At 69.7% G+C, this 22,131-nt stretch carries 23 protein-coding genes, 1 pseudogene and 1 riboswitch; of the genes and pseudogenes, 11 read left to right on the forward strand and 13 right to left on the reverse strand.

The features are described from left to right. Positions 1–82: 82 nt before the first annotated feature. Positions 83–325 (forward strand): hypothetical protein, encoded by a 243-nt coding sequence (locus tag ASG71_RS09660; protein ID WP_056738404.1) that lies wholly within the window; start codon positions 83–85, stop codon positions 323–325. Beyond that, positions 322–798: a hypothetical protein gene (locus ASG71_RS09665; protein WP_157366317.1), complete on the forward strand. Its 477-nt coding sequence runs from the start codon at positions 322–324 to the stop codon at positions 796–798. Before ASG71_RS09660 ends, ASG71_RS09665 begins: the two co-directional genes overlap by 4 nt. A gap of 31 nt (positions 799–829) precedes the next feature. Here ASG71_RS09665 and ASG71_RS09670 read toward each other — a convergent pair whose 3' ends face one another. The 6 genes and pseudogenes from ASG71_RS09670 to ASG71_RS16930 form a co-directional block, all read right to left on the reverse strand. After that, positions 830–1,894 carry a spore photoproduct lyase family protein gene (locus ASG71_RS09670; RefSeq protein ID WP_056738409.1) on the reverse strand — a complete coding sequence of 355 codons (1,065 nt, stop codon included), beginning with the start codon at positions 1,892–1,894 and terminating at the stop codon, positions 830–832. 29 nt (positions 1,895–1,923) lie between these two features. Further along, on the reverse strand, positions 1,924–3,159 hold the full coding sequence (rlmN, locus tag ASG71_RS09675) for a 23S rRNA (adenine(2503)-C(2))-methyltransferase RlmN (RefSeq protein ID WP_056738411.1): 1,236 nt from the start codon (positions 3,157–3,159) through the stop codon (positions 1,924–1,926). A gap of 112 nt (positions 3,160–3,271) precedes the next feature. Further along, positions 3,272–4,246, reverse strand: coding sequence for an aldo/keto reductase (locus tag ASG71_RS09680; protein ID WP_056738413.1), 975 nt, complete (start codon positions 4,244–4,246; stop codon positions 3,272–3,274). 126 nt (positions 4,247–4,372) lie between these two features. Continuing rightward, the gene (locus ASG71_RS09685; protein WP_056738416.1) at positions 4,373–5,428 is read right to left on the reverse strand and encodes a DNA polymerase IV; all 1,056 of its coding nucleotides are present in this window, start codon (positions 5,426–5,428) and stop codon (positions 4,373–4,375) included. A 91-nt stretch (positions 5,429–5,519) separates the two neighbouring features. Next, positions 5,520–5,864, reverse strand: coding sequence for an ANTAR domain-containing protein (locus ASG71_RS16925; RefSeq protein ID WP_235563961.1), 345 nt, complete (start codon positions 5,862–5,864; stop codon positions 5,520–5,522). Positions 5,865–5,973: 109 nt separating this feature from the next. Further along, positions 5,974–6,231 (reverse strand): annotated as a pseudogene (locus tag ASG71_RS16930) (transcriptional regulator); the annotation flags it as partial. A gap of 155 nt (positions 6,232–6,386) precedes the next feature. Here ASG71_RS16930 and ASG71_RS09695 point away from each other — a divergent pair. The 3 genes from ASG71_RS09695 (at position 6,387) to ASG71_RS09705 (ending at position 8,913) form a co-directional block, all read left to right on the forward strand. Further along, positions 6,387–6,818, forward strand: coding sequence for a hypothetical protein (locus ASG71_RS09695; protein WP_157366320.1), 432 nt, complete (start codon positions 6,387–6,389; stop codon positions 6,816–6,818). A gap of 135 nt (positions 6,819–6,953) precedes the next feature. Next, on the forward strand, positions 6,954–7,880 hold the full coding sequence (locus ASG71_RS09700; RefSeq protein WP_056738723.1) for an EamA family transporter: 927 nt from the start codon (positions 6,954–6,956) through the stop codon (positions 7,878–7,880). 13 nt (positions 7,881–7,893) lie between these two features. Next, entirely contained in the window at positions 7,894–8,913 is a 1,020-nt protein-coding gene (locus tag ASG71_RS09705) for an LLM class flavin-dependent oxidoreductase (RefSeq protein ID WP_056738419.1), read from the forward strand. A 45-nt stretch (positions 8,914–8,958) separates the two neighbouring features. Here the strand turns inward: ASG71_RS09705 and ASG71_RS09710 are convergent, their stop codons facing one another. After that, the gene (locus tag ASG71_RS09710; RefSeq protein WP_056738421.1) at positions 8,959–9,723 is read right to left on the reverse strand and encodes an SDR family NAD(P)-dependent oxidoreductase; all 765 of its coding nucleotides are present in this window, start codon (positions 9,721–9,723) and stop codon (positions 8,959–8,961) included. A 42-nt stretch (positions 9,724–9,765) separates the two neighbouring features. Next, entirely contained in the window at positions 9,766–10,185 is a 420-nt protein-coding gene (locus ASG71_RS09715; RefSeq protein ID WP_056738423.1) for a VOC family protein, read from the reverse strand. Between the two features lie 136 nt (positions 10,186–10,321). Here ASG71_RS09715 and ASG71_RS09720 point away from each other — a divergent pair, with 136 nt between their 5' ends. After that, positions 10,322–11,059, forward strand: a complete 738-nt coding sequence (locus ASG71_RS09720; RefSeq protein ID WP_157366322.1) for a hypothetical protein — start codon at positions 10,322–10,324, stop codon at positions 11,057–11,059. Between the two features lie 12 nt (positions 11,060–11,071). Here the strand turns inward: ASG71_RS09720 and ASG71_RS09725 are convergent, their stop codons facing one another. Together ASG71_RS09725 and ASG71_RS09730 are read right to left on the reverse strand one after the other, a co-directional pair. Continuing rightward, positions 11,072–12,445: an AAA family ATPase gene (locus ASG71_RS09725; protein WP_056738427.1), complete on the reverse strand. Its 1,374-nt coding sequence runs from the start codon at positions 12,443–12,445 to the stop codon at positions 11,072–11,074. Between the two features lie 61 nt (positions 12,446–12,506). Beyond that, the gene (locus ASG71_RS09730; protein WP_056738430.1) at positions 12,507–13,529 is read right to left on the reverse strand and encodes a Gfo/Idh/MocA family protein; all 1,023 of its coding nucleotides are present in this window, start codon (positions 13,527–13,529) and stop codon (positions 12,507–12,509) included. A gap of 463 nt (positions 13,530–13,992) precedes the next feature. On the opposite strand from ASG71_RS09730, the gene ASG71_RS09735 reads away from it, so the two are divergent. Beyond that, positions 13,993–17,253, forward strand: a complete 3,261-nt coding sequence (locus tag ASG71_RS09735) for a choice-of-anchor D domain-containing protein (RefSeq protein WP_056738431.1) — start codon at positions 13,993–13,995, stop codon at positions 17,251–17,253. A 32-nt stretch (positions 17,254–17,285) separates the two neighbouring features. Then, positions 17,286–17,924, forward strand: coding sequence for a DNA alkylation repair protein (locus ASG71_RS09740; protein WP_056738433.1), 639 nt, complete (start codon positions 17,286–17,288; stop codon positions 17,922–17,924). A gap of 41 nt (positions 17,925–17,965) precedes the next feature. On the opposite strand, the gene ASG71_RS09745 is transcribed toward ASG71_RS09740, so the two are convergent. Further along, positions 17,966–18,190, reverse strand: coding sequence for a hypothetical protein (locus tag ASG71_RS09745; RefSeq protein ID WP_235563962.1), 225 nt, complete (start codon positions 18,188–18,190; stop codon positions 17,966–17,968). Positions 18,191–18,409: 219 nt separating this feature from the next. Then, positions 18,410–18,604, forward strand: a riboswitch (cyclic di-AMP (ydaO/yuaA leader). A gap of 4 nt (positions 18,605–18,608) precedes the next feature. On the opposite strand from ASG71_RS09745, the gene ASG71_RS09750 reads away from it, so the two are divergent. Further along, positions 18,609–19,373: an NlpC/P60 family protein gene (locus tag ASG71_RS09750; protein WP_056738435.1), complete on the forward strand. Its 765-nt coding sequence runs from the start codon at positions 18,609–18,611 to the stop codon at positions 19,371–19,373. A 124-nt stretch (positions 19,374–19,497) separates the two neighbouring features. Here ASG71_RS09750 and ASG71_RS09755 read toward each other — a convergent pair whose 3' ends face one another. Then, positions 19,498–20,055 (reverse strand): dihydrofolate reductase family protein, encoded by a 558-nt coding sequence (locus ASG71_RS09755; RefSeq protein ID WP_056738436.1) that lies wholly within the window; start codon positions 20,053–20,055, stop codon positions 19,498–19,500. Between the two features lie 232 nt (positions 20,056–20,287). On the opposite strand from ASG71_RS09755, the gene ASG71_RS09760 reads away from it, so the two are divergent. Beyond that, entirely contained in the window at positions 20,288–20,485 is a 198-nt protein-coding gene (locus tag ASG71_RS09760; RefSeq protein WP_056738437.1) for a helix-turn-helix transcriptional regulator, read from the forward strand. Further along, positions 20,485–21,675: a type II toxin-antitoxin system HipA family toxin gene (locus ASG71_RS09765; RefSeq protein WP_056738448.1), complete on the forward strand. Its 1,191-nt coding sequence runs from the start codon at positions 20,485–20,487 to the stop codon at positions 21,673–21,675. Before ASG71_RS09760 ends, ASG71_RS09765 begins: the two co-directional genes overlap by 1 nt. A 20-nt stretch (positions 21,676–21,695) precedes the next feature. On the opposite strand, the gene ASG71_RS09770 is transcribed toward ASG71_RS09765, so the two are convergent. Further along, the gene (locus ASG71_RS09770; RefSeq protein ID WP_056738450.1) at positions 21,696–22,073 is read right to left on the reverse strand and encodes a cupin domain-containing protein; all 378 of its coding nucleotides are present in this window, start codon (positions 22,071–22,073) and stop codon (positions 21,696–21,698) included. Positions 22,074–22,131: the final 58 nt, after the last annotated feature.

The following is a 22,131-nucleotide window of genomic DNA, read 5'->3' on the forward strand; positions in this document are numbered from 1 at the left end:
GCGGCTAGGCTCGAAGGCGGGGGAGGGGCTCGGCCGAGGGGACAGGTCGAAAATGAATCATGAACGGACGTGGGTCGGTCCTTTGTTGCAGCCGGCACTGCGCACCTTTAAGGAAGTAGAGACGGCCGGCGCCGGGCTGCTCGAGCAGTTGCAGGACGGTGCCGCCCTGACCAGCGAGCAGCGGCGGTCGCTGGGGCAGGTCCTGGACAGCCTGGAACGGCACCTGATGCACGCCGACGCGGAAACCCCTGCCGGGATTTTCTTCCCTGGTTCCAACCCGCTTATCCCGGTGAAATGGATCGGCCAAGGGAAGTGGGAATCGTGAGCGAGGATCAGCACCGCCGCAACCGGCGCCATGGCAGGCCCTCGCGGCGCCGGGCCTCCACATTGGCTGGCAGTGTTGCCGCTGTCGCCTTCGTCCTGCTGGCTGCGGCCGCACCCGCCGGAGCCGACGCCGGAGGAGGGCTGGGCGTCGACGACGGGGAGTTGTCCAGGCACGGCTCCCGGGTCCAGGTGTACGTTACCTATGAATGCCCGGTCGGGCAGACGGCGGGAGTGGGAATCTTCCTCGCCCAGGCCGAACACCATGGACGCGCTCCCTTTGGCGGCGCCGGTTCCGGGCCGCTGACCTGCACGGGCGAGCCGGCCGAAGTGGTCCTCACTGTCCCGGCAGGAAGCGGCCGCTTCATTCGAGGCTGCGCCACGGCGACCGTGTCCCTTTTCACGAGGGAAGCCGGGCGCCCGGACAACATCGAACAAATCACCGAGGAGATCCGGCTGGAACATTCCTGGTCCTAAGGGAGCTGTCAACCATCCCCCCGAGCCTCCCTCAGAACGCGTAGCGGACCCGGCAATACGGCGTGATTTCGGCAATGAGCTCCGTCAGTTGCCGCACATAGCCCGCCTTATGTCCCGACCGGTAGCGGACGTTCGTGAAGCCGTTCGACGAGACCTTCGCCTCCTGCAAATCCGGACGCCAGAGTGCCTTCTCAGCCTGGGGATGCCAGCCCAGATTGACCTCGTGGAGCCCCTCGTTGTGCGTCAGGAAGATCACTTCCGCCGCAAGTTGGGCCTTGGCGGCGTCGGTCAGGGTGGCGTCGAGCCGACGGAGCAGCTCCTCCCAATCGTGGAGCCAGGTGTCCGTGATGATGACGGGGGAGAAGTTCACGTGCACCTCGTAGCCGGCCTCGACGAAGTCGTTGATGGCGGTCATTCGTTCAGCCATGGGTGAGGTCCGGACGTCAATCGACTTCGCCAAGGCCGCGGGCATCAAGGAGAAACGGATCCTGGTGTGGCCGCCATGGTCCCACCCGAGCATCGCCGGGTTCACGTACTTGGTGGCAAAAGATAGCTTGGCGGTAGGTAGGTCCCGGAAAAGCGTGACCAAGTCTTCCACGTTGTCGCTGATGAGGGCGTCGACGGAGCAGTCGCTGTTCTCGCCGATGTCGTACACCCAGAGTTGCGGGTCGCACTGGTTGGGCTCCAGCTTTATGCCCTGCCGCGTGGCATGCCGCTCCAGCGCCCGGGCGATGTCGTCGATGTTCGCGAACACGGTGACCGGGTTGCTGTACCCCTTGTGCCGGGGCACGTAGCAGTAGGCGCATGCCATGGCGCAGCCGTTCGCCGTCGAGGGTGCAATGAAATCCGCTGACCGGCCGTTGGGCTTAACGGTCAGCGCTTTTTTGACGCCGAGGACCAGCGCCTCCGTCTTGATCCTGGACCAGCGCGGCACGTTCGTTTCATCCCCGTGGACTTCAGGGATGTTCCAGTGGCTATCGACAGGGACGACGTCGGCGTCCGGCCAGCGTGTGACGATTTCCTTGCCCCGGGGAAGCTCCAATGCGGCGGGCTGGGCATAGATGCGCCGGATCTGTAGCAAGCGGTTGAGCTCCATGATTCGTTCCCCCTACCGGCCCGAAACGCCTAGTCCGCGGCGGCGAGCTGGCCGCAGGCGCCGTCGATCTCCTTGCCGCGGGTATCGCGCAGGGTGCAGGGCACCCCGGCCGCGCGGAGCCGGGCAATGAACTCCTGCGCCACCGGCTTCTCCGAAGAGGTCCAGATGGAACCGGGGGTGGGGTTCAGCGGGATCGGGTTCACGTGGACCCAGCCGCGGCCGCGCTGGTTCAGTTTCTTCGCCAGCAGGTCCGCACGCCAGGCGTGGTCGTTCATGTCCTTGATCAGCGCGTACTCGATGCTGACGCGGCGGCCGGTCTTGCGGTAGTACTCGTAGGCGGCGTCGATCGCTTCGTCGACCTTCCACCGGTTATTGACCGGGATCAGCTCGTCGCGGAGTTCGTCGTCGGGCGCGTGCAGGGACAGCGCGAAGGTGACCGGCAGGTCCTCGTCGGCCAGCTTGCGGATGGCGGGGACCAGGCCGACGGTGGAGACCGTGATGTTCCGGGCCGACATGCCCAGGCCCTCGGGCGCCGGGTCGACGAAGCGGTGCAGGGCGGCCATCACGCGCTTGTAGTTGGCCAGCGGCTCGCCCATGCCCATGAAAACGATGTTGGTGACGCGCTCGTCGTCGTGCTCCTTCGGGCCCAGCTCGCCCGCGGCGATCGCACGGTTCGCGGCGACCACCTGGTCCACGATCTCCGCCGTCGACATGTTGCGGGTCAGCCCGGCCTGGCCGGTAGCGCAGAACGGGCAGTTCATCCCGCAGCCGGCCTGCGAGGACACGCACAGGGTGATCCGGCCGGGGTAGCGCATCAGGACCGACTCGACCAGGGCGCCGTCGAACAGCCGCCACAGGAACTTGATGGTGTCCCCGTTGTCCGTACGGAGGCGGCGGACCTCGGTCAGCAGCGGGGGGAACATCTCTGCCACGAGCTCTTCGCGGCCGGCCTTCGGCAGGTCGCTCATCGCTTCCGGATCCGTGGTCCAGTGCTGGAAATAGTGCGTGGAGAGCTGCTTCGCCCGGAAGGCGGGGACGCCGAGCTCCTTGAGCTTCGCGGCACGCTCGGCCAGGGTCAGGTCGGCCAGGTGCGCCGGCGGCTGCTTGACCCGCGGTGAGGCGAACTGGAGTACCGGCCGGCCCTCGACAGTGCGCGCCTGCTCCCAGCCTTCCGCCGTCGGGCGGACCTGCGGGCGTGCGGCGTCGCCGGCGTCCTTTGCGCGGGTGCGGTCGGGGGCGTCGGAGGAGGAAGTTGAGGAAGTCATCCTTCCCATTGTCCCACGCCCGGGTGGCGCGCCCTAAGCGCGGGCTGCAAGGCCCCGCGCCCGACGCCGCCGGGTCGCCCGCCCCGCACCCGCCCCCGCACCGCCGTCGTTGTCAGTACCCGGCGACCTCGTGCGGCACGTACGGGGTCTCCAGCTCCGCCTTCTCCTCCCGCGTCAGCGTCAGTTCCAGCGATGCGACGGCGTCCTCCAGATGGGCGGGCTTGCTCGCGCCGACGATCGGGGCGCTAACCACGCTGTTGGAGCGGACCCATGCCAGGGCCACCTGGGCGCGGGGCACGCCGCGGCGCTCCGCGATGGCCCGCACCGCGTCCGCCACAGCCCGGTCGCTGCCCTCGGCGCTGTACAGGGTCTTGCCGAACTCATCCTTTTCCGAGCGGTTGGTCTTCTCGTCCCAGTCGCGCGTGAGCTTGCCGCGGGCCAGCGGGCTCCAGGGCAGGACGCCGATCTTCTGGTCCGCGCAGAGCGGGAACATCTCGCGCTCCTCCTCGCGGTAGACCAGGTTGTAGTGGTCCTGCATCGTGACGAACCGGGTCCAGCCGTTGAGCTGCTGCAGGTACAGCGCCTTGCTGAACTGCCAGGCCGCCATCGAGGACGCGCCGATATAGCGCACCTTCCCGGCCTTGACGACGTCGTGCAGGGCCTCGAGCGTCTCCTCGATGGGCGTCGCAGGGTCCCACCGGTGAATCTGGTAAAGATCGACATAGTCGGTCCCCAGCCGCGCCAGGCTGGCGTCGAGTGCGGCGAAGATGGCCTTGCGTGAGAGTCCGCGCCCGTTGGGGCCCGGGCGCATCACGCCGTGCACCTTGGTGGCGATGACGGTCTCGTCCCGGCGGGTGAACTCGGCGAGCGCCCGGCCCACGACCTCCTCGCTGGAGCCGTTGGAATACACGTTGGCGGTGTCGAAGAAGTTGATCCCCGCCTCCACGGCCTGGCGGATCAGCGGCCGGCTCTGGTCCTCGGGCAGCGTCCACGGGTGCGGGCCCCGCTCCGGGTCCCCGTAGGTCATGCACCCCAGGGCCAGCGGTGAGATGTCCAGGCCGGTGTTGCCGAGTTTGATGTATTCCACGATTGTCCTCCGTCGAAAACCGGTAGCCGCGGCCGCGGCCCCTGCCAACGTTAGGTGATGAAGGGCGTGCGTTTCCGCCTCAGCGGCGCTCCGGCGTGGTTGCCGCCGGGCCGGACGACAACGGCGTCACCAGCCGCCGCGCGTGGGCGTGTGCCCCATCCGGGCGTCCTCCGGCATGGCCATCTCCGCGCGGAGGCCCAGGAGCCTGATGGGCCGGCCCGGCTCGATACCGGCGCCGAGCTCCAAGGCCCGGGCAAGGACGTCGGCGCGGTCGAAGGTCTCGGGAATCTTCCGTGCGTGCGTCTTGGTCACAAACGGTGCGTAGCGGACCTTCAGGGTAAGGCCGACGACGGGCCGGCCCTCGGCCGCAACGTCCTCGAGCACCTGCGACGTCAGCTCCCGCAACGCCTCATCCACCTGCGCGGGCTCGGTCAGGTCCTGCTGGAACGTGGTCTCCCGGCTGTGCCCGCGGGCGACCCAAGGGGTGTCGTCCACCACGCCGGCACCGTCCCCGCGCCCCAGTTCCGCGTACCAGGGGCCCATCCGGGGACCGAATTCCGGGACCAGGTCCTGGGGATCGGACGCGGCGAGCCGGGAAACCGTGGTGATGCCGAGCTTGGCCAGCCTCGCCGAGACTTTGGTTCCGACGCCCCACAGCTCCTTGGTGGGCCGGCCGCCCATGACCTCGAGCCAGTTGGCGGCGGTGAGGCGGAAGACGCCGGCCGGCTTGCCGAAACCGGTCGCGACTTTGGCCCGGACCAGGGTGTCGCCGATGCCGACGCTGCAGTGCAGCCGGGTCCGCTCCAGGACGGCGGCCTGGAGCTGCCGCGCGTAGGCTTCCGGGTCCTCCGTCGCGACCCCGACAAAGGCCTCATCCCAGCCGAGCACCTGCACGGTGGCGCCGGGTTGCGCGCGGAGGGTGGCCATCACCGTTTCGGAGGCGGCGAGGTAGGCCTCCTGATCGACCGGCAGGATGACGGCGTCGGGCACTTTCCGGGCGGCAACCCGCAGTGGCATTCCGGAGCCGACGCCGAAAGCCCTGGCCTCGTAGGACGCGGTGGAGACCACGGCACGCTCCGCGGGATCGCCGCGGCCGCCGACAATCACGGGCCGGCCCGCCAGCTCGGGCCGCCGCAGCACTTCCACGGCCGCTATGAACTGGTCCAGATCAACATGCAGCACCCATGGGATTCCGCTCACGGCACCAGTGTGCACTAAACCCCTCCGCCGGGGCAGGGAAACAGATCGGAAAACGGGGACCACACCATCCGGACTAGACCGAGAACTCGCGGTTGTTGATCATCCTGTCCGCCGTCTCGTAGACCGTCTGGTTATGCGAGCGGGCGTAGTCGCGCAGCAGCGCGAAAGCCGCGCCCATGTCGACATTGGAAGTGTGGGCGATCATGCCCTTGGCTTGTTCGATCAGGATTCGTCCGTTCAGGGCGCGCTGGAGCTGTTCGTTTATCAGGACGCTCTCCCTCGCAGCGCGTTCCTGCAGAAGGGCGATAGTTGCCATGTCGGCGAAGGCCTGGGTGATAGCGGCGTCCTCGGCGGTGGCGGGCCCCGTCCCGTGGCTGAACAATGCCAGGGAACCGACGGTTCGACTGCGCAGCCGCATGGGGACGGCAAGCAGGGACCCGAAACCCTGGGACAGGGCGCAGGCCGCGAACGCGGGCCAGTGGCTGGTCTTCGCTGTCATCGACGGCCACCGGCGTTCCCGTCCGGTAGCAGTCCACGCACGGACCCGTCCCGGATTCAACCTGGAGTTCTTCCACCACCTGGCACTCCGCACTCGTCGTCGCCATCACCTGCAGGCTGCCGTCGGGATCTACGAGCAGCAGTCCCGCAGCAGCGGCGTCGAGAACGGCGGCAGCTTCGTCCACGAGGGTGTGGAGGAGGTCGAACACGTCATAGTCGACAACGAGGGTGTCCGCCATCTTCACGAAAGCGGAGCTGATGCGTTCGGCACGGCTACGTTCAGCCATGCCGGAATCTTACTCCAGCGACCGGCCCGTCCGCCTGTGCCCTTGGACCCGCGATTTGTGCTCTAGCCTCTTGGGGCAAACCCACGTAGAGTGGCATTGTTGCCCCGGACCCTGGTAGCGCCCCATCTTTCGGCGAACTACCCAGAGGATCTTTCATGTCAGGCAACCCAAAACCCCAGGCTGCGTCGGCCCCTTCGCAGGCGAACGCCTTGGCGGACTTCCTGTGGAAGCGGCAAGAGCCCGGACTCGACCACCTTTCTTCGGCCGATACCGGCGGCACCACCCACGATCCGGACGCCTGGCGGGATGCACTGCTGGCCGAGGTCGAGGACCTCGCTGAAACGCTGAGGAAAAAGGTGGCCCGGTACGCGTCTTTACGGGCGGCCCAGCCCTCTGCCCTTGTCGAGGATCCCGCCAGCGAGACCGCTGTGCTGTGGATACAGCATGCGCTGGAGGATATCGCCGCGACCGCCCTGGGGATCAACATAGCTTCTCGGGAACTCTTCCTGCAGGCCGCCTCGGCGCAGAACCAGGAAGCGAAAAGCGAGCTGCCGGGGGCCGAACCCCGGAGGTCGCTGGACAGCTAGTCGCTGCCCACGACGAAGTAGCTAGACTGGGCTACCTACTTCTGGAAAAGGGCGGCGGCGGTGCGGGAACTCAAGAATGACGCTGAGGTGCTGCCGGTCGCCGGCCCGGACGGGAGTGTACGGCGGCGGCAACTGATGGCCATCGGCGCCATCACCCTGACCTCCATCCTGTGGGGGACCACCGGCACCGCGGCCACCTTCGCCCCGGCGGCCGGGCCGCTGGCGATCGGTTCGGCCGCCCTGGCCGTCGGCGGCATCCTGCAGGCCCTCATCGCCCTTCCCGCGCTCCGTGCCGCCGCCGGGCAGCTGCGGGCCAGGCTGAGCCTGGTGGCCGTCGGGGCCGCGGCGGTGGCGATCTATCCGCTGGCCTTTTACAGCTCGATGCATCTGGCCGGTGTCGCCCTGGGCACTGTCGTCTCCCTCGCCTCGGCGCCGCTGGCTTCCGGGGTGCTGGAACGGGTGACCCGGCGCGCCCCGCTGAGCCGGTGGTGGTTGCTGGCGGCGGGGCTCGGGGTCACCGGCAGCATCCTGCTGTGCCTGGCCAGGATGACCGGCGACCCCGCCGGCGGTGGTTCCGCGCTCGCCGGCATCGGGTTGGGACTGGTCGCCGGCGCCACCTACGCCACGTACTCCTGGTGCGCCCGGCGGCTGATGAACGACGGCGTCGGCCGCGCCGCGTCGATGGGCGCGGTCTTTGGCGCCGGCGGCCTGCTGCTGCTGCCCGTCCTTCTGATGACCGGCGCACCGCTGCTCGCGAGCACCCAGGCGTTCACCGTCGCCGCCTACATGGCCCTGGTACCGATGTTCGCCGGCTACGTGCTCTTCGGCTACGGGCTGGCCTGTGTTCCTGCCAGCACGGCGACGACGATCACCCTGACCGAGCCGGCGGTCGCCGCCGTCCTGGCCGTCGCCGTCGTGGGCGAACGACTCAGCGCGGCCGGCTGGTCGGGGTTGGGCATCATCGCGCTGGCCCTGGTGGTCCTGGCGGTCGCGCCGGCCAACGCGGCGGCGCCCGCTGCCCCGGGGCCCCAGGCCCGCTTCCGGCAGCCCGAACGACTGTGAGAGGGTGACCACGATGAAACGGATCGGCTTCCTGTCCTTTGGCCACTGGGGCGATGTCCCGGGCTCGCGCGTGCGCTCGGCGCGGGATGCGCTGCTGCAGGCCATCGATTTGGCCGTGGCCGCGGAGGAAGTCGGCGTGGACGGCGCCTATTTCCGCGTCCACCATTTCGCCGAGCAGCAGGCGGCGCCGCTGCCGCTGCTGGCCGCGATCGCCGCCCGTACGTCCCGGATCGAAGTAGGCACCGGCGTCGTCGACATGCGCTACGAGAATCCGCTGCACCTCGCCGAGGAGGCCGCCGCCGTCGACCTGATCAGCGGCGGGCGGCTGCAGCTGGGCATCAGCCGGGGCTCGCCGGAATCGGTGCTGGCCGGCTACGAGGCCTTCGGGCACGTGCCCGCCCCGGGGGAGACCGATGCGGACCTGGCCCGACGGCACACCGACCGTTTCCGCAGCGCCATCGCCGGCGCCGGCCTTGCCCGGGCCAACCCCCGGTTCGGGATCGGCGGCGCCAGCGTTCCAATCGAGCCGCGGTCCGCCACGCTGCCCCAGCGGATTTGGTGGGGCGCCGGGAGCCGCGCCACAGCGCGGTGGGCGGCGGACCAGGGCCTCAACCTGATGTCCTCGACCCTGCTGACGGAGGACACCGGCGTGCCGTTTGACCAGTTGCAGGCCGAGCAGATCGCCGGCTACCGGGAGGCGTGGACCGCGGCCGGGCACCAGCGCGCGCCGCGGGTGTCCGTCTCGCGGAGCATCATTCCGCTGATTGACGACGAGTCACGGCGCTACTTCGGTGTGCGCGCGCAGGCGGACGCACGGGACCAGGTGGGCTACCTCGACGGCGGCCTGGCCCGGTTCGGTCGCAGCTACATCGGCGAACCAGAGCAACTGGCGGACGAGCTTTCCCGCGACGCCGCGGTCGCCGCGGCGGACACCCTCCTGGTCACCGTCCCGAACCAGCTGGGCGTGGACTTTAACGTCCGGCTGCTCGAGGCGATTTCCACCGGGCTGCGCCCGGCCTTGGGCTGGGACTGAGCGGGGACCTATGCGGGCGCCGGGCGGCCGGCGTCAGCTCCGGCGTCAGGTCAGCCGGACGCCGGTCAGTTCGGCGAGCCGGGCCAGCAGCCGGTCCTGGAAACCGGGATCGGCGGCCTCGGGGGCGGGGGCGCGCAGTGTCCGGTGGTGCCAGTAGCCGCCGCTGGTGAGGGCTGCGGGATCGTGGCTGGCCGCCAGCCAGGTCTGGGTCTGGTGCCCCAGTTCCAAATCGTCAGGCGCCCCGGGGCCGCCCATCCTGGTGGGTACCCAGCCGGGGTCGACGGCGTTGCTCAGCACCGACGGCCATCGGCGGGCGGCCGCGAGCGCCAGCGCCGTGAGGTACAGCTTGCTCTCGGCGTAGGCCTGGCCGGCGTTCCAGCGCCTCCCGGTCCAGTCGATGTCCGCCAGCGAGGTGCCGCCGCCGCGGTGGAGGCCGCTGCTGAGGAAGACCAGCCGGTCCGGACGGTCTAGCAGGGCGGTCAGCAGGTACGGCGCCAGGGTGTTGATGGCCAGTGTGCGGGCGTGCCCTTCGGGGGTGCTGCCGCGGTCCGGCTCACGATAGGTGCCGGCGTTATGGATGACGGCGTCCATCCGGCCCAGGCGGTTCACCTGCTCGGCGACGGACCGGGTTCCCGCTGCGCTGCTGAGGTCGCCGACGACGACTGCCGCCGCGCCGGACAATGCCCGGAGCGTCGCGGCGCGGGCGGGGTTGCGGGCGTGCAGGACGACGTCGTGGCCCTCGCCGAGCAGGGTGCGTGCGGCGTCGAGGCCCAGGCCGGCCGATGAGCCGGTGATAAAGATGCGTGCCACCGAAGCCCCTTTCGTCAGCCTGCTCCGCAGCCGCCGCCGATCCTAGGCCTGGCCGGGTTCCGCCGGGTGGGCTTCCTCGGCCTCAACATCCTGGACGGAGCGGGACAGCAGGCAGAATTCATTGCCTTCCGGGTCTGCCAGCACCGCCCAGCTGACATCCGGGCCCTGCCCGACGTCGGTGCGACGGGCCCCGAGCGCCAGGAGCCGCTCCAGTTCTTCGGCCGTCGAGACGCCGTCGGCGCGCAGGTCAAAGTGCAGCCTGTTTTTGACGGTTTTCGCCCCGGGCACGGCGATGACGTCGATGGACGGGGCGGAGTTGTCACGGGGGCCAATGCTGATGAGTTCCCCGTCGTCATCGCCGGTCTCCTCGATGATGTTCCAGCCGAGGACGGCGCACCAGAAATCGGCCACCACCTTCGGGTCGACAGCGTCGATGGCAACGGAGGCTAATTGGCTGGGCATGGCACCACGATAACCCACCGCGTTCCCGGTGCCGGCAAAAGATTTTCGGGCCCCTCTGTAACCCTTGGCGGTGTTCCGGAAACTTTGAGGGTGAGCGGGTACCTCGCCCGCCGTTACAGCACCTTGGGGGTACACCATGAAGACCACGCACACGGGGCGTTTCCTGACCATGTCGGCGGCGGGCCTGGCCGCCGGCCTTGTCCTGGCCGGCTGCGGAGCGCAACCCGGCGGCCCGGCGGCGTCGGAGGCCGCAGCCTCAACCGTCAGGGTGTCCGGGGCGACGACGGCGGCTGCCGGAAAGGGTACGACGGCGGCGCCGGCGGCAGCATCGACGGCCCGCACGCCCACACCGCCGACGGAGTCATCCCACAACCTGAAAACGTTCACCTTCCCGGACGGCCATATCTCCTTCAGCTACCCCGCCGCGTGGACGGTGCGGACGCAGTACCCGCCGGCCGGCCTGCCGGGTGTCGACGCGGTGGTCGCGGACGAGGCAGGCCGGGAGGTGGTGTCGCTCGCCAATGGCGTGGGAACCGGGTGCGCCGGCGGCCCCGCGTCGCGGCGGGTCCTCGACCAGGCCACGGTCCCGGCCATGGCCGCCCCGGACGGGACGAAGCCAGCGTTCGGGTTCGCCGTCGAATCCATCGCCGGGAAGGATTACTACAACATGGGACTGGCCGACCCCCGGTCCCTGGAACAGGGCGACGGCGTCTCATCCTGGTGCAACCTCGTGCCGACGGAAAACGGCGGGCTGATCACGCGGGTCCACTTCGGCGAACCTGCCTTCGCCAACCGGGGTGAAGCCCGCGCATGGATGGCCACGGAACGGTACGCCCAGCTGAAGGCCCTCCTGGTGAGCCTGGCCTACGCGTAGGGATCGAGGCGGTCACTCGCTGCCCAGCAGGCTGCGGGTGAGCGCCTCGCCGTCGGCCATCAGCTCCTCGGCGGCGGTGCGGAGGTGGGCATCCACGGGCGGTCTGCCGGCCAGGGCGGCGGCCACGACGGCACGGCGGACCAGTTCGCGGGCGAAGGACGCCGTGGTCCCGGCCGTCCGGTCCGCGGCCTCGGCCAGGGCGGCCGCGCTGAACGGGATGTCACGCGAGTACAGCTCGAGCAGGGCCATCCGCTGCGGCCGGGCCGGCAGCGGTATCTCCACCGCGAGGTCCACCCGGCCGGGGCGCTGGGCCAGGGCGCGTTCGAGCATGTCGACCCGGTTGGTGGTGAGCACGAAGGCCACGTCCGCGTCGCTGGCAAGCCCGTCCATGGCATCGAGCACCTCGAACAGCAACGGCTGTGGCCCGTGCCCGAAGCTCCGGTCCTCCGCGATCAGGTCGCAGTCCTCCAGCACAATCAGGGACGGCTGCAGCGCGCGGGCCATGGCCGCCGCTTCGGAGATCCGGGCCAGCGAACCGCCGGAGAGCAGGATCGCGGTGGATCCGCCGCTGCCGCTGAGCAGGTGCCGGACCGTGTGGGTTTTCCCGGTACCGGGCGGCCCGTAGAGCAGGACGCCGCGTTTGAGGTGCTGGCCGTAACCGTGAAGCGCGTCCCGGTGCTCGGCGATGCCCAGGGCATGGTCTGCCACCTTCTGCAGCAGCCCGTCCGGCAGGATGACCTCGTCCGCGGCGAGGGCCGGCCGTTTGTGGAACGTCACACCCCCTGAGCTGGCGCCATATTCGCCCAGGACAAGGGAAATGACCTGCCCCTTCAGGATGCTGTAATGCTGCATCCGCCGGCGGAATTCGGCCAGGAAGGCCGCGGCGGTCTCCGCGCGGCCGGCCAGGACCTCGAGCGAGGCCGCCTGACGGCCGTACCGGGGGTTGGCGTCCCGTTGCAGCACGGCGATCGGCTGGCCGCCGAACCGGAACAGCCAGAGCCCCAGCGCCACGGCCTGCCGCTGCTCATCCGGCCCCACCGCGAGGTTGGTGTAGTCCGGCTGGGCGAGCGGGAACTGGGGAAAGAGCTGGGCCTGCTGCAGCATGTCGCTCAGTGAATGGTGGTGGCGCTGGTCGCCGCCGCCGATGCCCACCAGCCGGAAGCCCGGGTCCCTGCCCGCCAGTTCGGCCAGCTGGATGTCAGCGTCGGCGAATCGGTGCGGCGGGATCTCCTCCGCGACGACGGACAAGGTTTCGACCGCGACGCCCAAGTGCCCGGCCAGCGTCGCCAGCAACTGCTCCCCGGCCGGTACCCGGCGCTGGCCCGCCTGGGCCAGCTGCACAAGCTGCGCGAAGTCATCGATGAACTTCCCCAAATTTTCATCCATGCGCAGACCCTACCAGCGGCCGCAGCACGTCCTGCCGCCGCCGGGAAGGCCGCGGGCCGGGTTACCGGTCGTCGCTGGCGTAGCTGAGCCCGATCTGGCCGCGGACCGCGTCCAGCGCCGCCATGACCTGGACCGTCTCCGCGGGGGAGAGCACGTCGCTGGCGGACGCGCCGGCAGCAACGAGCCGTTCGAGCTCCCACGCCTGGTACTGCATGCCGCGGCCGGTCACCGGTTCGTCGAAGCGCTCGACGACGTTCCCGCCGTCGTCGTAGCGGGTGAAACCGGTCGGGGTGTACCAGACCGGGTCGACGTCGATGCTCCCCGCGGTCCCAATGACAGCCGCCCGGTTGGGACCGGCGGTATCCAGGGCGCAGTGCAACACCGCCTGCTGGCCGTCTGCGTATTCGAAGATCATCGCCGTCTGGCGGTCGACGCCGGTGGCGGTCATGCTGGCAGCCGCCTGGATCCGGGCGGGTGCGCCGAAGACATCGAAGGCGAAGGACGCGGGGTAGATGCCGAGGTCCAGCAGTGCTCCGCCGCCCAGGGCCGGATCGTTGAGCCGGTGCGCGGGGTCCTTGGGCAGGTTCTGGTTGTGGTCCGCCAGGACCGTCCGGACCTCGCCGAGCGCGCCCGAGCTGGCCAGCTCACGGATCCGGACCATGTGCGGCAGGAAGCGCGTCCACATCGCCTCAAGGGCCACCAGGCCCTTAGCGGCAGCGAGGTCGACAATCTCCTGCGCCTGCCGCGCGTTCATGGCGAAGGGCTTCTCCACCAGGACGTGCTTGCCGGCGTTGAGAGCGAGCAGGGCGTTCTCGTAGTGGAACGGGTGCGGCGTGGAGATATAGACGACGTCGACCTCGGGGTCGTTGGCCAGTGCCTTGTAGCTGCCGTGGGCGTTCGGCAGCCCGTAAGTGCCCGCGAAGTCGAGGGCGGTGTCCAGGCTCCGGGATCCCACCGCCTGGACGGTGAAGCCGTGGTTGACCAGGTCAGAGGTCTGCAGGCCCGCGATGAAGCCGGTACCGAGGATGCCCCAGCGGAGGCGGGCAGCGGAGGAGGACTCGGGCGTGGGCGAGGTGGCTGGCATGGTCGGGGTCCCCTAAGGCAGGTGGTCGGGTTCGGGCGGCAGCCGCGGCAGCGGGCTGGCCGTGTCAGCATGCTAACCCACCCCCGCCCGGCGGCGCCGTCGGCGGGGCCCCTCCGCAGGCCGGGTAGCCGGACAGGTAGGCGTTCGGCAGAAGCAAGTAGTACCCGGCGCAAAGCACGAAATGCCGGCCAGAAGACGGGTAAGGCCCACTCGTTCCCTGGATCGGCAGCGCTTCTAGGCTCCTGACTACTGGGCAGGGAAAACGCTTTTTGCGGTTAGAAATGGGTCTCAAGCCATGCGCGAAGGAACAGCCGGATCGGTCTCATCCTCCACTTTAAGAGACGGCTTCAGGCTGCCCGCGGGCCGTCCACGCCTACGGCTCCGGAGCGCCTGGGCACTCCTCCTCTCGACCGCACTCGGCGCCGCCGGACTGTCCGCGGGCAGTAGTATCGCCGCCGCGGATGTGGGGACCATCGCCCACGATGTCTTCCGGACCGGGTGGGACAGCAACGAGACGATCCTGACGCCGTCGTCGGTGGCCTCCTCAAACTTCGGCAAACTGTTCTCCACTCCCGTCGACGGACAGGTCTACGCCCAGCCGCTCGTGGTGGGCGGCACCGTCATCACCGCCACGGAGAACAACAATGTCTACGGGGTGAACGCCGCCACCGGTGCGGTGACCTGGCAGCGCAACCTCGGCCCTGCCTGGCCGGCATCCACGGTCAGCTGCGGGGACCTCACCCCCAACATCGGGGTCACCTCCACTCCCGTCTACGACGCCGCGACGAACAGCGTGTTCCTGCTGGCGAAGACCAACGACGGAACCAGCGCACTGTTGCCGCACTGGTACATGCATTCCCTCGACCGCAGCACCGGCGTGGAACGGCCAGGCTTCCCGGTCCTCATCAGCGGCGCCCCGACCAACGACCCGTCCCGCCCGTTCAATCCGATGACCGCCATGCAGCGGCCCGGGCTCCTGCTGATGAACGGTGTGGTGTACGCGGGCTTCGCCAGCCACTGCGACTACGCCCCGTTCGTCGGCTACGTCGTCGGTGTCTCCACCGCCGGACGCCAAACCACCATGTGGGCCACCGAATCCGGCAACAGCAACGCCGAAGGCGGCATCTGGCAGTCCGGCGGCGGCCTGGTCTCCGACGGGCCGGGCCAGATCCTCTTCGCGACCGGTAATGGCATCTCGCCTAAGCCCGGACCGGGCAAAACCCCGCCGGCCACCCTCGCCGAATCCGTGGTCCGGCTGGCCGTGGGCGCGGACGGCACCCTCAAGCCCACCGACTTCTTCAGCCCGGCCAACAATGCCAAGCTCGACCAGGACGACGCCGACCTCGGTTCCGGGGCGCCGATCGCCATCCCCGACGGCTACGGCACCGCGGCGTACCCGCGGCTGCTGGTTCACGCGGGCAAGGACGGCCGCGTCTACCTGATGGACCGGACGAACCTCGGCGGCATGGGCCAGGGCCCCGGCGGCGGCGACGCAGTCCTCGACGAAGCCGGCCCGTACAGCGGGGTCTGGGGCCGGCCCGCGTTCCTCGGAACTCCCAACGGCGGGTACGTCTACACCGTCGAGAACAAGGGCTACCTCCGGGCCCACAAGCTCGTGCCGACCAGCACCGGCGGCGTGCAGCTGGCCGCGGTGGGCACGTCGGTGGGCGCCTTCGGCTACACCTCCGGCGCGCCGTCGGTCACCTCGAACGGGACGGATGCCGCCTCGGCACTCGTGTGGGTGGTGTACTCAACCGGCCCCACCGGAACCGGTGCCGAACTGCGGGCCTACCGCGCCCTGCCGGACAGCAACGGAAAACTGCAGCAGGTGTTCGCGGCCCCCCTCGGCACGGCCTCGAAGTTCTCGTCCGTGGCCACCGACAACGGCCGGGTCTACGTCGGCACCCGGGACGGGCGCCTGCTGGCGTTCGGCGCTCCCACGACTTCCGCCGTCGGGGCATCGAACACCGACCTCGGCCTGGCCGCAGTGGGTTCGACAAAGACCGGCACCGTGACCGTCACCGCCACCAGGGCCGTCACCATCAACGCCGTGACCACCGCCGCGCCGTTCGCGATCGGCGCCCTGCCCCTGCCCCGGGCGCTGGCCAAGGGCGCCAGCCTGGCGGTGCCCGTGACGTTCGCGCCGACCGCGGCCGGCCAGGTCGACGGCACTCTGACGGTCAAGACCGCCGACGGCGAAACAGACCTCCTCGGCATCCACGCCGTCGGCACCAAGGAGGGACTGGGCGCCACCCCGGCGGCACTGGCGTTCACCGACGTGCCGACCCAGACGAGCAGCCGGCAGACCGTCAACGTCGTCAACACCGGCACCACGGTCGCCACGGTCACCGGGATGACCCCTCCAGCCAACGCAGCCCTCGGCGTCGACCCGGGAACGGCTCCGGTCCTCGGGCAACAAATCCAGCCGCTCACCTCCGTGCCGGTGTCCATCACGTTCAGCCCCACGGCGGCGGGCGCGGTGGCTGACCAGCTGACGGTAACCAGCGACCGGGGGTCGCTGACGGTCCCGATAACGGCGACGGCGGTCTCCGGCGCCGCGCACCTTCAGCTGCCGCCGTCGCTGGACTTCGGTGACGTGGCCGTCGGTGCGGCCGCCACCCGGGACTTCACGATTGTCAACACCGGAAACATCCCGCTGACCATCACCAAAGCCAAGGCACCGCAGGGCGTCTTCTCCACCACCACCCCGATCGCCGAAGGCCTGGTCATCCCGCCGGGTGAATCCGCCTACCAGAGCGTGACCTTCAAGCCAACGGTGCCGGGCCAGGCAGGAACCCAGGACACCTTCTACCTGTTGACCGGCAATGACGGGCAGGGCGCACTAAAGGTCATGCTTACCGGCACGGGCGTCGATGATCCGATCGGGCTCAAGGCCTACCAGCTCAATGCCGGCGACCCCCGGTCGATCCTCGGCAGGTCCCTGACCCTCGAATACCCGGTCGCCGGCGGCAAATGCCAGGACTATGCCCGGGGCGTGATCTGTTGGTCGCCGGCGACCGGCGCACACGTGGTAACCGGAGCGATCTACGACCGCTACAAGGCGCTCGGCGGGGCCGCCGGCGTCCTGCGCTTCCCGACAACTGACGAGAAAGTAACACCGGACAAGGTCGGCCGGTACAACCACTTCTCCGGTGGGGGCGCCAGCGGCGGCTCGATCTACTGGTCGCCGAATACCGGCGCGCACGCGGTCATGGGGGCCATCAGGTCCCGCTGGGCCGCCCTGGGCTGGGAGCAGAGCAGGCTCGGCTACCCCGTCACGGACGAGTTGGCGACCCCGGACAAGGTGGGCCGGTACAACCACTTCGCCGGCGGGGGCGGCAGCGGCAGCTCGATCTACTGGTCACCAAAGACGGGCGCGCACGCCGTGATGGGCGGGATCAGGTCGAAGTGGGCCGCGCAGGGCTGGGAGCGGGGCAAGCTTGGCTACCCCGTCACGGACGAGATGGTGACCCCGGACAAGGTGGGCCGGTACAACCACTTCGCCGGCGGCGGCGGGGGAGGCAGCTCGATCTACTGGTCGCCGGCCACCGGCGCCCATTCGGTGATGGGCGCGATCAGGTCCCGCTGGGCAGCCCTGGGCTGGGAACGGGGCCGGCTGGGCTACCCGGTCTCGGATGAGTACTGGGTCTCCGTCGGCCGGGCCTCGAACTTCCAGCGCGGCAAGTTGACCTGGTACTCGGCCACCGGTGCCGTCATCGGTTAAGCCCGGCACGGTCCACCGGGCAGAATGGAGCCATGAGCGGGCCCGGGGAGTTCATTGACACGGCGCTGCAACGGGAAAGCTCCTGGCAGCGGGCAGAGGAGGCGCAGGCCCGCTTCGGGTCCCACCTGCGGGCCTACGGCGCCTCCGTGGGCGCCGTCCGCGGCACGGTCCGGGACGCGCTTCGCCGCTACCGGGACCTGGACCACGACGGCGTCACCGCGCTCAGCTCCGAACTGTGGGCGGTGCCCGTCTTCGAGCGCCGGCTTGCCGCCGTTGTGCTGCTGCAGTCCCGGCTCGCTGTGCTGGACAACACGGACCTGACCCGGATCGAGGGCTTCCTCCGCGGCGCGCACCTGCGCGAACTGGCCGACGCGCTCGCCGTCGACGTCGTCGGGCCGCTGGTCGCGGAGCTGAAGGGCCAGCCCCGGGCCCGGGCCGAGGCTGTCCTTGGGCGCTGGCTGCAGGACCCGGACGCCTGGCTCCGGCGCGCCGCCCTGCTCGCCCCGCTGCGCGAGGTGCGGGCCGGCCGAGGCGACTGGGACCGCTTCCGCCGGCAGGCAGGCCTTGCGCAGGCGGGGACGGCGACGGCGGCCGCGCCGGGGCCCGATGACCCCGTGGCGGAGGCGGTGGCGGTCGTCCGCAGCGCCTTCGGCCGGCACCGCAGCGCCTAGCCGCCCGGGCACGGCGCCTAGGCCACCGGGCAGCGGAGGCGCTACCGGCCGGGCCGGCGCTCCACCACGGCATAGGCTTTTCCGTCGAGGAACTGCCAGTCGGCGAGGACCATGAACCCGAGCGCGTCCACCCGGTCATTGAGGACGTGGACGTCGAAGCCGCCGTCGCGCGGCTCGGCATCCCAGGTCAAGACGTGGGTCTCATTGTCCTCGAGGACAAGCAGTTCGGTGTTGACATCTAAGTCCGGCTGGGCCGGGTCGCTCAATTGGCAAATCGCAACGCACGGGCTGGACATCTCGGGCCTCCGCTCCGGAAATCTGGGTGCTGCCATGCTAGGCGCACGGCCGCCGGCCCCCTAGGGGTTTTTGGCCCGGACGCCCGGCCGGAAAGCCCGCAGGACACGGACCCCGTTATCTGAATGTGACATTACGGCCTGATGACGTTACCGTGGATGGGTGCCTGTTTGTATCCGATACGGGCGCTCCTGAGCCGATTGCCTAACTCTGCCGCGGCCCGGGATCCGAATGCAACCATCTGGCAGAGACGGGGAAACCACTTTTGGCCTGGCGTTATGCCGGCCTTGGGGTGAAGCCGCGCAGTGCCTGTTCTCACGGGCCAGCGGCCGGGTGCCTCCCATCCGAATCCGACAGCTCACCTCGCAGGCATTGGGAGAGGCTACATTCATGTCTTCAAGCACTACTTCTGCACGCCATCGTTCCGACGCCACCGCCGGACGGGCCGCAGCGTTTTCGGTCAAACCGGGCACCATCGGCCGCCAGGCCGCCGTACTCTTCGCGGCTTCCGGCCTCGTCCTTACCAGCGGCATGGCAGCCCAGGCGGCCACCGCAGCTCCGGCCGAACGTGACTCCGCCCCGGCCTCCAAGGTCGACGTCGACAGCAAGGTCTCGACGCCCGTCACCGCTGATTCTGCTGTGCAGATCAGCTTCGACCGGCCGGCAGTGGCCACCACGCCGGCACCCGTGATCGAGCAGCCGAAGCCGGTGGCTGCGGCCCCCGCAGCTGTTCCCGCCCCGGCCGTTCCGGCTGCTGCCCCCGTTGCCGCTCCGGCTGCGCCGGCGATCACGGTCCAGGCGAAGGCCACCGCGGCTCCTGCCCCGAAGGCCGGCGGCGTGAACGCCGCCATGCTGTCCGCCGCCTACAGCCAGATCGGCATCACCCAGGACTGCACCGCCATGGTGGAGAAGGCCCTTGGCGCTGCCGGCATCCCGGTGGGCGACCTCGGTCCGCAGCAGTTCATGAACTACGGCAAGGTCGTGAGCACCCCCCAGCCCGGCGACATGATCGTCCAGTCCGGCCACGTTGCCATCTACGCCGGCGACGGCCAGGCCATCAGTGGCGGCATGAACGGTTCCAACCAGACGATCAAGCACCCGCTGTCCTGGCTGACCGCCACCGGCGGCGTGACCTTCGTCCGCGCCGGAGCATAACCACCGCGCAGAGCGGCGCACGCGCCTCTTTCAAAGCCGGTGGCCGGCTGCCCAGGGCAGCCGGCCACCGGCTTTCGCGTGCCAGGGCGGGTGCCGCGGGGTGAACGCCGTCGGAGTGTGCCGCTCAGCTGGTGTAGCGGAGCAGAACCACCCCGTTGCCGAACGCCCTGGTGCCGGCCAGCGTCAGCTCCGTCCTGTCCGCGGCGGTCTTGAACAGCGGCCGGCCGCTCCCCAGCAAAACCGGATGGACGTAGATCCAGTATTCGTCGATCAACCCGAGGCGGCGGAAGCTGTCGGCCAGCTCGGCCCCGCCCAGTGCCAGATCCCCGCCGGGGCTCTGCTTCAACGCCAGGACATCGGCGGCGACGACGTCGCGCACCACCGTGGTGTTCCAGCCGGCCGCCTGCAGGGTCCGGGAGTACACGTACTTGGGCATGTCCCGCCAGATCCGTGCGAACTCCGCCTCGGCCGGGGTGCTTGCCGGATCCTGGTCGGCCGCCGGCCAGTAGCCGGCCATCAGCTCATAGGTGACCCGCCCGTCCAGGAAGGCCCCCATCGTCCGCAGCTGCTCGTTGAAGTGGCTGTGCAGCTCTTCGTCGACCCGGTGCCAGCCGATGTCCCGGCCGGGTCCCTCAAAGAACCCGTCGAGTGAGACCTGCACGGCCATGATGATCTTTCGCATGGGCCGAGCCTACGCCCGGCCCGGGGGTCCCGGTAGGGGCGCCGTCGTCAGCGAATCCGGCAGGATCCTGCCGTTCCGGGCTCGTGGCGGCTCCCAAAGCCTGACGCGCTGACTCATCCGGCAGAATATTGCCGAATCGGTCGGTTCGGTCCATGATGGTAGGACTATAAGGGCAAAACCGGCAGGATGATGCCGGAGGCCGCGGGGCCTGCCGGACGGAAGGGGAACGAGCGTGGACGACATTGCCGGAATCGCCGGGGCGGTCCGCCGGACGCGCAGGGAGGCGGGCCTGACGCAGGAAGACCTGGCCCACCTGGCCGGAACGTCCGAACGCACCGTGCGCGCCATCGAAACCGGCACCGGCAATCCGTCACTGCACGCCGTGGTGGCCGTGGCCAACGTCCTGGGCCTGGCCGTGACGGTGTCCTGATGGCCGCAGAGCTTCGAGACCTCAGGTTTGTCCGAGCGGCGGACGTCTACAAGGACGGCGTGCTGGCCGGCCACCTGGCCCGGACGGGCACCGGGGGAGTGCGGTTCACCTACCGCGAGGATTACACCTCCGGCGGAAACCCCGCCGTCGCGTTTTCCCTGCCGGTCTCCGACGCTGCGGTCGAAGCCCCCGCTGGCGCCCTGCCTGCGTTCTTCGCAGGTCTGCTCCCCGAGGGGCACCGGCTCACCGTGCTGAAGAATGCGACGAAGACCAGCTTCGACGACGAACTCACCCTGCTCCTCGCCGTCGGCGCCGACGTTCCCGGCGACGTCCAGGTGGTCCCGGCCGGCGAGCCGCCGACGGAGCCGGCGGCGCTGGCCGACACGTCCCGCCCCGAGGAACTGGATTTCTCCTTTCTGGCCAACGCAGTGGACCTGCACGGCATCCCCGGGGTGCAGCGCAAGACCAGCGCCTCCATGCTGACCACCCCGCTGGCGCTGCGGGGGCACCGCTACCTGCTCAAGCTCGACCCGCCGGAACATCCGCACCTGGTGGAGAACGAGGCCGCCCACTTGGCCGGAGCCAGGGCGTTGAAGATCCCGGTGGCGAAGAGTTCCGTGATCGCGGACCGGAACGGGCTGGCCGGGCTCCTCGTCGAACGGTTCGACCGGGTCAGGGGCGCCGACGGGACGTGGCGCAGGCTGCCGCTTGAGGACGGCAGCCAGGTGCTCGGCCTGCCGCCCGCGGCCAAGTACGGAGTGGACGGGGAGGCGGTTGCCGCGGCCCTGGCCCGGGTGTGCCGGGCGCCGGTCGTGGCCAGCCGGAACCTGTACCTCCAGTTCGTCTTTGCCTGGCTGACCGGCAACGGTGACCTGCACGCCAAGAACCTGGCCGTCCTCGGCAGCCCCGCCGGATTCGTCATGGCCCCGGTCTACGACGTCCCGTGCACCCTGCTCTACGGTGACGAAACCCTGGCCCTGCCGGTGGCAGGAAAGACCAGGAACCTAAAGGCACGGCACTGGGCGGAGTTCGCCGACAGCCTGGGCCTGCCGGGGCGGGCCGCCGCGGCCGCCAACCGGACGGCGCTGGCGGCAGCGGAGGGCATCCGGCTGGACCAGCTGCCGTTCACCGGCTCGCCCTTGCGGGGGGCCCAACGTGAACTGCGGTTCAGGCGCCGGGAACTTGGCTGACCACCCCGGAGGCGCCCGGTCTACTCCGCTGACTTGGCGAAGTCGGCGGCGCTGAGGAACTCGATCCCCACGAAGCCCTCCGAGCCCTCCACCCAGGCGTCGTGGCCCGGCGGAATGGTGTAGGAATCGCCGGCGGCAATGCTAATGCGGCCGCCGTCGGCGGTTTCCACCGTCAGCTGTCCGGAAACGCAGAACCCCACGTGGCTGTTCTGGCACATGTCCGTGTTCACCACGGGTTTGATGCAGTCGGACCAGCGCCAGCCCGGCTCGAAGCTCAGCCTTCCGATCGTGTAGTCGCCGACGGACACGATGTCCACCTCGGTCTTGTCGGGGCGGCGTTTCTCGTCGGGGGAGTTGTGGGACTTAACCTGCAGCTGGGTGACAACGTTTGCGGACATTGCACTCCCTCTTTTCGAACCATGCATTGTGGATAGGGATTGATCGACCCCGGCGCAC

Source organism: Arthrobacter sp. Soil763 (assembly GCF_001428365.1).
In the GTDB taxonomy this organism is placed as follows: Bacteria; Actinomycetota; Actinomycetes; order Actinomycetales; family Micrococcaceae; genus Arthrobacter.

What these genes read in the sequence shown, in the direction of transcription:
- ASG71_RS09715 (WP_056738423.1), bottom strand. Translation starts at nt 10,185, where the DNA reads ATGCCCAGCCAATTAGCCTCCGTTGCCATCGACGCTGTCGACCCGAAG.
- ASG71_RS09725 (WP_056738427.1), bottom strand. Translation starts at nt 12,445, where the DNA reads ATGGATGAAAATTTGGGGAAGTTCATCGATGACTTCGCGCAGCTTGTG.
- ASG71_RS09740 (WP_056738433.1), top strand. Translation starts at nt 17,286, where the DNA reads ATGAGCGGGCCCGGGGAGTTCATTGACACGGCGCTGCAACGGGAAAGC.
- ASG71_RS16925 (WP_235563961.1), bottom strand. Translation starts at nt 5,864, where the DNA reads ATGCGGCTGCGCAGTCGAACCGTCGGTTCCCTGGCATTGTTCAGCCAC.
- ASG71_RS09730 (WP_056738430.1), bottom strand. Translation starts at nt 13,529, where the DNA reads ATGCCAGCCACCTCGCCCACGCCCGAGTCCTCCTCCGCTGCCCGCCTC.
- ASG71_RS09700 (WP_056738723.1), top strand. Translation starts at nt 6,954, where the DNA reads ATGGCCATCGGCGCCATCACCCTGACCTCCATCCTGTGGGGGACCACC.
- ASG71_RS09765 (WP_056738448.1), top strand. Translation starts at nt 20,485, where the DNA reads ATGGCCGCAGAGCTTCGAGACCTCAGGTTTGTCCGAGCGGCGGACGTC.
- ASG71_RS09720 (WP_157366322.1), top strand. Translation starts at nt 10,322, where the DNA reads ATGAAGACCACGCACACGGGGCGTTTCCTGACCATGTCGGCGGCGGGC.
- ASG71_RS09705 (WP_056738419.1), top strand. Translation starts at nt 7,894, where the DNA reads ATGAAACGGATCGGCTTCCTGTCCTTTGGCCACTGGGGCGATGTCCCG.
- ASG71_RS09695 (WP_157366320.1), top strand. Translation starts at nt 6,387, where the DNA reads ATGTCAGGCAACCCAAAACCCCAGGCTGCGTCGGCCCCTTCGCAGGCG.
- ASG71_RS09770 (WP_056738450.1), bottom strand. Translation starts at nt 22,073, where the DNA reads ATGTCCGCAAACGTTGTCACCCAGCTGCAGGTTAAGTCCCACAACTCC.
- ASG71_RS09750 (WP_056738435.1), top strand. Translation starts at nt 18,609, where the DNA reads ATGTCTTCAAGCACTACTTCTGCACGCCATCGTTCCGACGCCACCGCC.
- ASG71_RS09670 (WP_056738409.1), bottom strand. Translation starts at nt 1,894, where the DNA reads ATGGAGCTCAACCGCTTGCTACAGATCCGGCGCATCTATGCCCAGCCC.
- rlmN (WP_056738411.1), bottom strand. Translation starts at nt 3,159, where the DNA reads ATGACTTCCTCAACTTCCTCCTCCGACGCCCCCGACCGCACCCGCGCA.
- ASG71_RS09755 (WP_056738436.1), bottom strand. Translation starts at nt 20,055, where the DNA reads ATGCGAAAGATCATCATGGCCGTGCAGGTCTCACTCGACGGGTTCTTT.